This window comes from Paenarthrobacter sp. NPDC057355 (genome assembly GCF_042667405.1).
In the GTDB taxonomy this organism is placed as follows: Bacteria; Actinomycetota; Actinomycetes; order Actinomycetales; family Micrococcaceae; genus Arthrobacter.
This window is the reverse complement of the sequence record NZ_JBHVAL010000040.1, coordinates 1-5,680: the sequence shown is the minus strand read 5'-3', so window position 1 is coordinate 5,680 and position 5,680 is coordinate 1. Positions and strand designations below refer to the sequence as shown.

Genomic DNA, 5,680 nt, shown 5'->3' with positions numbered 1-5,680 from the left:
TGATCAACATAGATCCGCCCCTCCCCCACCCCCAAGGCAAGCAGCGCGTCCCGTTGAGCTGTGAGGTCCTGATCATTCGTCGAGACCCGGGCATAGCCGATCTTCATTCCAGTCACACCACATTGTTGCAGTAATCCCCCCATCACCGCGCATCCCACCGTGCGGGTCTTACGCACATGCTCCCGACCAGCAACTGAGCGGAAGTGACTAAGCAGCATGGGACGCACGGTGAAGGACCGACAAACGGGCACTCAGAGTCCGAGTTCATTCATCTCCCTATTAGTAGAGGAAGAACCTCTGCGAGGTCGGCAATGTCGCACGGCCAAGGGTGGGGCGAATCCCGCTCCTGTGCCAAGAGAAGGATCCCGAACTGCAGATGGACGCAACTGCCGGCAGCAAAAGACCCCGCCGCCTCTTTGATACGGGTCCAGCAACGGTTGCGTCATTTCGAGAGGGCAGAGATGTCTTGGTCGATGTAAGCCAACGACCCGCTCCTATGATTGCGAGCGGGTTCGCGCGTTGAAGCGCTATTGATTGGAGGATACCTGTGACAGTTTTCGATTGTGCCGCCCAAGGCTGCCTTGGGAGGGGGGCTTTGGCGGGCCTACGTACACACCGAGGGAATGGCATGGTATCGGGAATGCCGCGCATGGGTGCGAGCCGGGTCGAAACACATCCATTCGACGGTGTCGCAGCCGGCTGGCACATTACGACCGTAACGGTTTTCTGATCACGATGTTTGGTCCCAAGAAGCGCCAATTGACGGCGTCTCTATTTCTTGCCGGGGCGTGTGTTGCACTGGTTGCGTGCACTCAAGTTACTGCTCCGATGCACGGTTCAACAACAGACCCGGTACGCAACGTCACCAGTGCCGACCCCACAGCAAGCGGTGATCCCGGGAAAGCGGCTCCCCTTCCCCCGCCCATCGAGCATGCGCAAGAGCAACCAGAGGCTACGGAATTGCCTCCAGCTGTCGTATCAGATGTGGCAGCGGCGCTAAACAGCGCAGATGAAAATGAGCAACTAAAGATTGTTGCTCCGAATATCCGCAATTCAATACTTGAGCCACTTTTGCCAGCTGGAACGAAAGTAACACCCGTCGGCGGAACAATAATGCATGACAACAGGGCCGAGATGACAGTCGAGCTAACTGGCGAGAAAACAGGAAAGTACATTATCAAATTGGTTAACATTTCAGGTGAATGGTTTGCCTACGGAACAGAGGAGCAACCGAAATGAGGCGATCGACGCACCTCCTTACCGCAACGATGCTCCTTATGGCAGCTCTACTATCCGCTGGACCAGCAAGTGCCAAGGTGACTCCTTCCGAACAACACGCAGAAATTCCAAACTGCGAGTCAGTAAACATAGGCGCAGCGCTCAGGCCTGTGCTTCTCGTCCACGGATTCGATGGAAGCCCCGCTTCCTGGGGTGATGATTCCCGCCGGACGCTGGGAACGACTGGTGGGACGTGTGTCAGCCTGTTTGATTACTCCACGGCGAGCACGCAATGGGTGACCGACACCAGGATCGGGAAATCACTGGCAAACCGTATTATGGAACTTGCCGCCCAATCCTCTAGTGTCGGTGGCATTGGCAAAGTGGCGCTGGTGGGACATTCCATGGGAGGTCTCGCCATCCGTTGCGCACTAAACGAAGCTTGCTCAGAAGTTCCCGGAACGGCTGCGAAAACGGCGGCAGTCGCCACACTCGGAACACCGAACCTCGGATCATTCTGGCTCAGCAAAGGCCTGAACACCACCTTCTCGGTGCTACGAGCCGCCTTTTGCTCCGGTAAGCCAAATACTTTTTGCAAGACGTTGGGCACATTGATGTCGCCCGCCGGACAGGCGTTCATCCCAGGATCGGATCATCTTGGTAGACTCCCCGCAGCCCCAGCGTCACTCCCCGTCTACGCCGTTGCAACTCCGGTGAAGATAGTAACTAGCTTCTTCGGCAGGCAAATCCCGATCGATGCCGACCTGGGCGATCTCCTCGTACGCAATGATTCGGCGCTTCAAACCGCCCAAAGCGTTAAAGGACTTGGCGGTCCGGCAATAATTGATTGTGGGACCGAAGATATCTCCAAAGGCACGATAAACTCACGGTGCTGGCATGGGGGACAACCCAACATTCCCGAAGCCGCAGCGAATATCTCGAAATTCATCAATAAGGCCTTCGATAAAGCAGACAAGGAGCGACCAACACTTCCGCAGTCTCGAGAACACGATCTGCTTCACGAACCGGAAACTATCGAACTATCACCAGCAATTGAATGCAAGGGAATAGAGGAATGCAAAGTTGAGTCCGATGGAAATGTCGGATCAGTTAGACTTGATGTGTTTGCCCTGAAAGGGCAAGGCGCTTCAATACGGCATCCAAGCAATAATCCTGACGCTATCTCGTTCGACGTTTATGACGCCCATGGAAAATCCATTACACATCTCCCTGACTTCAAATGCCAATGGAGAGAATGGCCAGACGGTGACTACGTTCTCTGCGGAAATTCCACTGCCTACTGGGCCGCAACAATTCCCGCCGGCGGCAAAATTGCCCTAAGTGAGGAAACAAGCCTCACCGCATCCCTCTCGAATAAAAACGCCAGGTGGCCCATCGGATATGATTTCTCAGACAAAAACCAGCCATTGTCTACTGTATACGACAGCATGAAACCCAAATGATGCGCTCGAAAACGCTACAAGACGTCGAATCGTTCCAAAGTAGACGGAACGATGCCTGTGGCCCAGCCCCAGCATCAACGCTATTGGAAGGGGTCCCATTTGGCTTGACTAGGATAACCGTGGATGCCGCGGGGTACCAGCACCTGAGGGATAGGGGAGCGGTATCGGTGCTGTGGTGGAAAGGCATCACGTTCAGGTATGCATCCCAAAAGCTTGACCGAAATGCCCTGGACCTTCGCCCGGCCTATACAGCACCATCCGAGACAGCCGCCAAGGAACGCCTCGATGAGTTCACCGACAAATGAGGCCGGCAATACCCCGAGTCGACACCGGGGCTGGCCAACCGGGAGTCCCCCACAAGACCATCGTGGAGTTTTCAACGGGTTCGGCCGAGTAGAGTTCGGCCGTGGCAAAGTCCCCAGATGACTTCGCGGTGCAGGAATTGCACGCGCGCTCCGCGCCGGTCTTGCCATTCGTCTGTTAGGGCCCATCCGAACTGGCCCGGGTTGGCTGCCCATTTCTGATAAATGCCGTGGCCGAGTCCTCGTGCGCCGACACCAGGTCCCAGATGATGTCTCCCTTGGAAAAGGACTGGACGTAGCCGCCGGCGAACGATGTTTTGTTGCTGGTGGGTTATCCCAGTCCACCTTCTGCTCCTCCGCCTGCGACGAAGCGGTTCTGGATTTCCCCGCTTGTGGTCATGTAGGTCCCAGTCGCGGGGGAATGGAACACGGTGCCATGCCCGAACCGCAGGAACACACCTTCACGTGCACGGGTTTCCTCCGAAGTCGGGTAGCCCAGGGGCCCGGCTTCGCGCTCCGTCTGCACCCATAGAGCACCGATGGCGCCCCAGACGCAGTGCGGGTGCGGGCTGGCTTTGGTTGACCACCTGCCGTACATCTCGTGGCCGATGACCTTCGCCCCGACCCCGGTCCCCAGATATCGGCGACATCGGCGAAGTCTTGGACCCGTCCCCCGGCGATAGGCCGCTTGGACGCGGTGGGGAATCCCAGTTCTCCGGTTGCGCCGCCGCTGGAGAGGAATCTGGATTGGATGTCGCAGCAGAAGCGCCCACGGGTACGGAGCCCTGGTACCCCGGTTCGGATCCGGCAGCTCGACGGTTCCCTGCGTTCCCCGTGCCCGGTTGACCAAGGACATGTGGAGTCCCACGGCTCAAAAAACACCACCTCCACCTTGACCATCACCAACACACACCCAAGAAACCACACACCCCAGGACCGGGCGTGTTCTGGTTCCCAGTATCGGCAGACCGGACCCGGCCGAGTTGGAAGATCGGTGCGGCTCGCGCAGCTGGGGTTCGTCACGGAAATGGGGTTTGGTCGTATTCGTCGTGGTGCCGGGAGTGTGCGGGTGCCTTGTTCTGCGGTGCCGTCTTGTGGTGGTCACCGCCCCTCCTTGTGTGGAAGGTGTGTTTGATGGTTTTGGGTTTGTGGTCCAGTACAGCCGGTGTTGCTGCCGGCCGGGGGCTGGCAGGGCGTGACGGTTCGGGTGTGCTGGCCCGGCTCCTGGGCGTGATACTGGCCGTGGCGGTGACATTGACATTGTTCGTTGTCGTGGATGTCGCGGCCGGGCCGGCCGCTAACGCTACCCCGCCGGTAGTGGTCCCGACGACCCCACCGAAAGTCACCGACCCGAACAAGGTCCGCAGGATCGGATTCCCGACAGCACCCGGAAAGTCCCCTGCGGATGTTCCGCAGTTTGACGCGGTGGAGGTCTACCCCGGGATCTGGATCGCTAACCACAACGCACCAGGGGGTCCTTGGCGGAATTTTACTAAGTGGGACTCCTTTGATGATGTGGGGGTGTGGCAGCGTAATGTTGATCAGATCACCGCTGACTTGGACCGGTTATGGTCCACCGGGTCGGGTAAGACCATCATGAAAATCGCCGGCACCCTGAAACACTCCCCCGGAGGGGCGTACAACCAGTGGATTGATCACAGCGGCCGGGGCCTGCCTAAGGGAACAGCGAACCCGGAGATCGGCGTCGTCATCTTCCCCACCCCAGGCGAAGGCGCGCAAGCAGCTGCTCTCAATCTCAGCCGGGCCGGGGCCTCCTCCTACGTCCGCTACGACCCGGCCACGATAACCGCTTACCGTGACTTCGACACCGGTGCTGTAATCGGAAGTGACCCGGTCCAGTCTCTGGGGCACGAGCTCATCCATTCGGCTGATTACAAAGCAGACACCAACCCACGCGGCACCGACGGCCGGTTTCTTGAGATGGACGTCCCCTATAGCGTCTTCCGGAATGGCACGCCGGAGGATCCGTCCGGGCCAGCAAAGCGGCTCAAGGGGCAGTTGGAAATGCCTGAGGTCCTGACGGTGGGTGGGGAATCTGAGATGACGTTGCTGATCGATCATTTGAAAGCCCACCCTGAGCTGTCACCGATCCCTGTTGAAAAGCTCTCCATCACCTCCCACCCGTGGCGACTCCGGGCGGCTGCACAGGCGGTAGCTGCGACCCGAGCCCAGGCCTCACCTACGGTGGTGGAGCGGGCCCGGTTGATATTGGAATTGGCGAAGGTGAATCCGACGGAGGGGAAGATCGGGGCGGCCCTGGAAACCGGGATCCGCACACGTTACATGACCGGCGTCTACCGAGGCGCTGATGGAAAATCCGTCAAGCCGCCGCGTTTTACCCGTGATCCGGCCGCGGGTGTGTTGACGGCGGAGGATCTGGCGAACCCGTACCGGTCTTCGAAGCTGCGCCCCGTAGCTGCGGTCACGGTGCCGGTGTGCGGTGCCTCGGGCGGGGCGAATGAGTCCTGCCTGCCTGACCCGGAGAAATCAAAGCCGATGTCTGAGGAGGAGGTGAAGGCGTATAAGGAAAAGGTGAAGACCCGTACGGAGTTGGAGAAGGGTCGTACTTCGGAGGGGGTGCTTTTTGATTCGTTGTCGGTGGAGGATTTGCAGGTTCTTGCCGGGATGGGTGTGACGGGTTCACCGGAGATGGTGCGGGAATCGTTCTCGTTCACC

The 5,680-nt window shown here is 58.7% G+C and carries 6 protein-coding genes; 4 read left to right on the top strand and 2 right to left on the bottom strand.

Annotated elements, in window-relative coordinates; genetic code table 11:
- Positions 1–107: recombinase family protein (locus ACFUOZ_RS21225; protein ID WP_377551989.1), on the bottom strand; the 107-nt coding region annotated here is incomplete at its 3' end.
- Between the two features lie 628 nt (positions 108–735).
- Here ACFUOZ_RS21225 and ACFUOZ_RS21220 point away from each other — a divergent pair.
- The 3 genes from ACFUOZ_RS21220 to ACFUOZ_RS21210 all read left to right on the top strand — a co-directional run bounded on the left by ACFUOZ_RS21220 (position 736) and on the right by ACFUOZ_RS21210 (position 2,986).
- Positions 736–1,239 (top strand): hypothetical protein, encoded by a 504-nt coding sequence (locus tag ACFUOZ_RS21220; protein WP_377551987.1) that lies wholly within the window; start codon positions 736–738, stop codon positions 1,237–1,239.
- Between the two features lie 38 nt (positions 1,240–1,277).
- Positions 1,278–2,681, top strand: coding sequence for an esterase/lipase family protein (locus tag ACFUOZ_RS21215; protein ID WP_377551984.1), 1,404 nt, complete (start codon positions 1,278–1,280; stop codon positions 2,679–2,681).
- A gap of 104 nt (positions 2,682–2,785) precedes the next feature.
- The gene (locus ACFUOZ_RS21210; protein WP_377551981.1) at positions 2,786–2,986 is read left to right on the top strand and encodes a hypothetical protein; all 201 of its coding nucleotides are present in this window, start codon (positions 2,786–2,788) and stop codon (positions 2,984–2,986) included.
- Positions 2,987–3,314: 328 nt separating this feature from the next.
- Here the strand turns inward: ACFUOZ_RS21210 and ACFUOZ_RS21205 are convergent, their stop codons facing one another.
- On the bottom strand, positions 3,315–3,581 hold the full coding sequence (locus tag ACFUOZ_RS21205; protein ID WP_377551979.1) for an LGFP repeat-containing protein: 267 nt from the start codon (positions 3,579–3,581) through the stop codon (positions 3,315–3,317).
- A gap of 536 nt (positions 3,582–4,117) precedes the next feature.
- On the opposite strand from ACFUOZ_RS21205, the gene ACFUOZ_RS21200 reads away from it, so the two are divergent.
- Positions 4,118–5,680, top strand: a 1,563-nt coding sequence (locus tag ACFUOZ_RS21200; RefSeq protein WP_377551976.1) for a hypothetical protein, incomplete at its 3' end; no start/stop codon positions are given.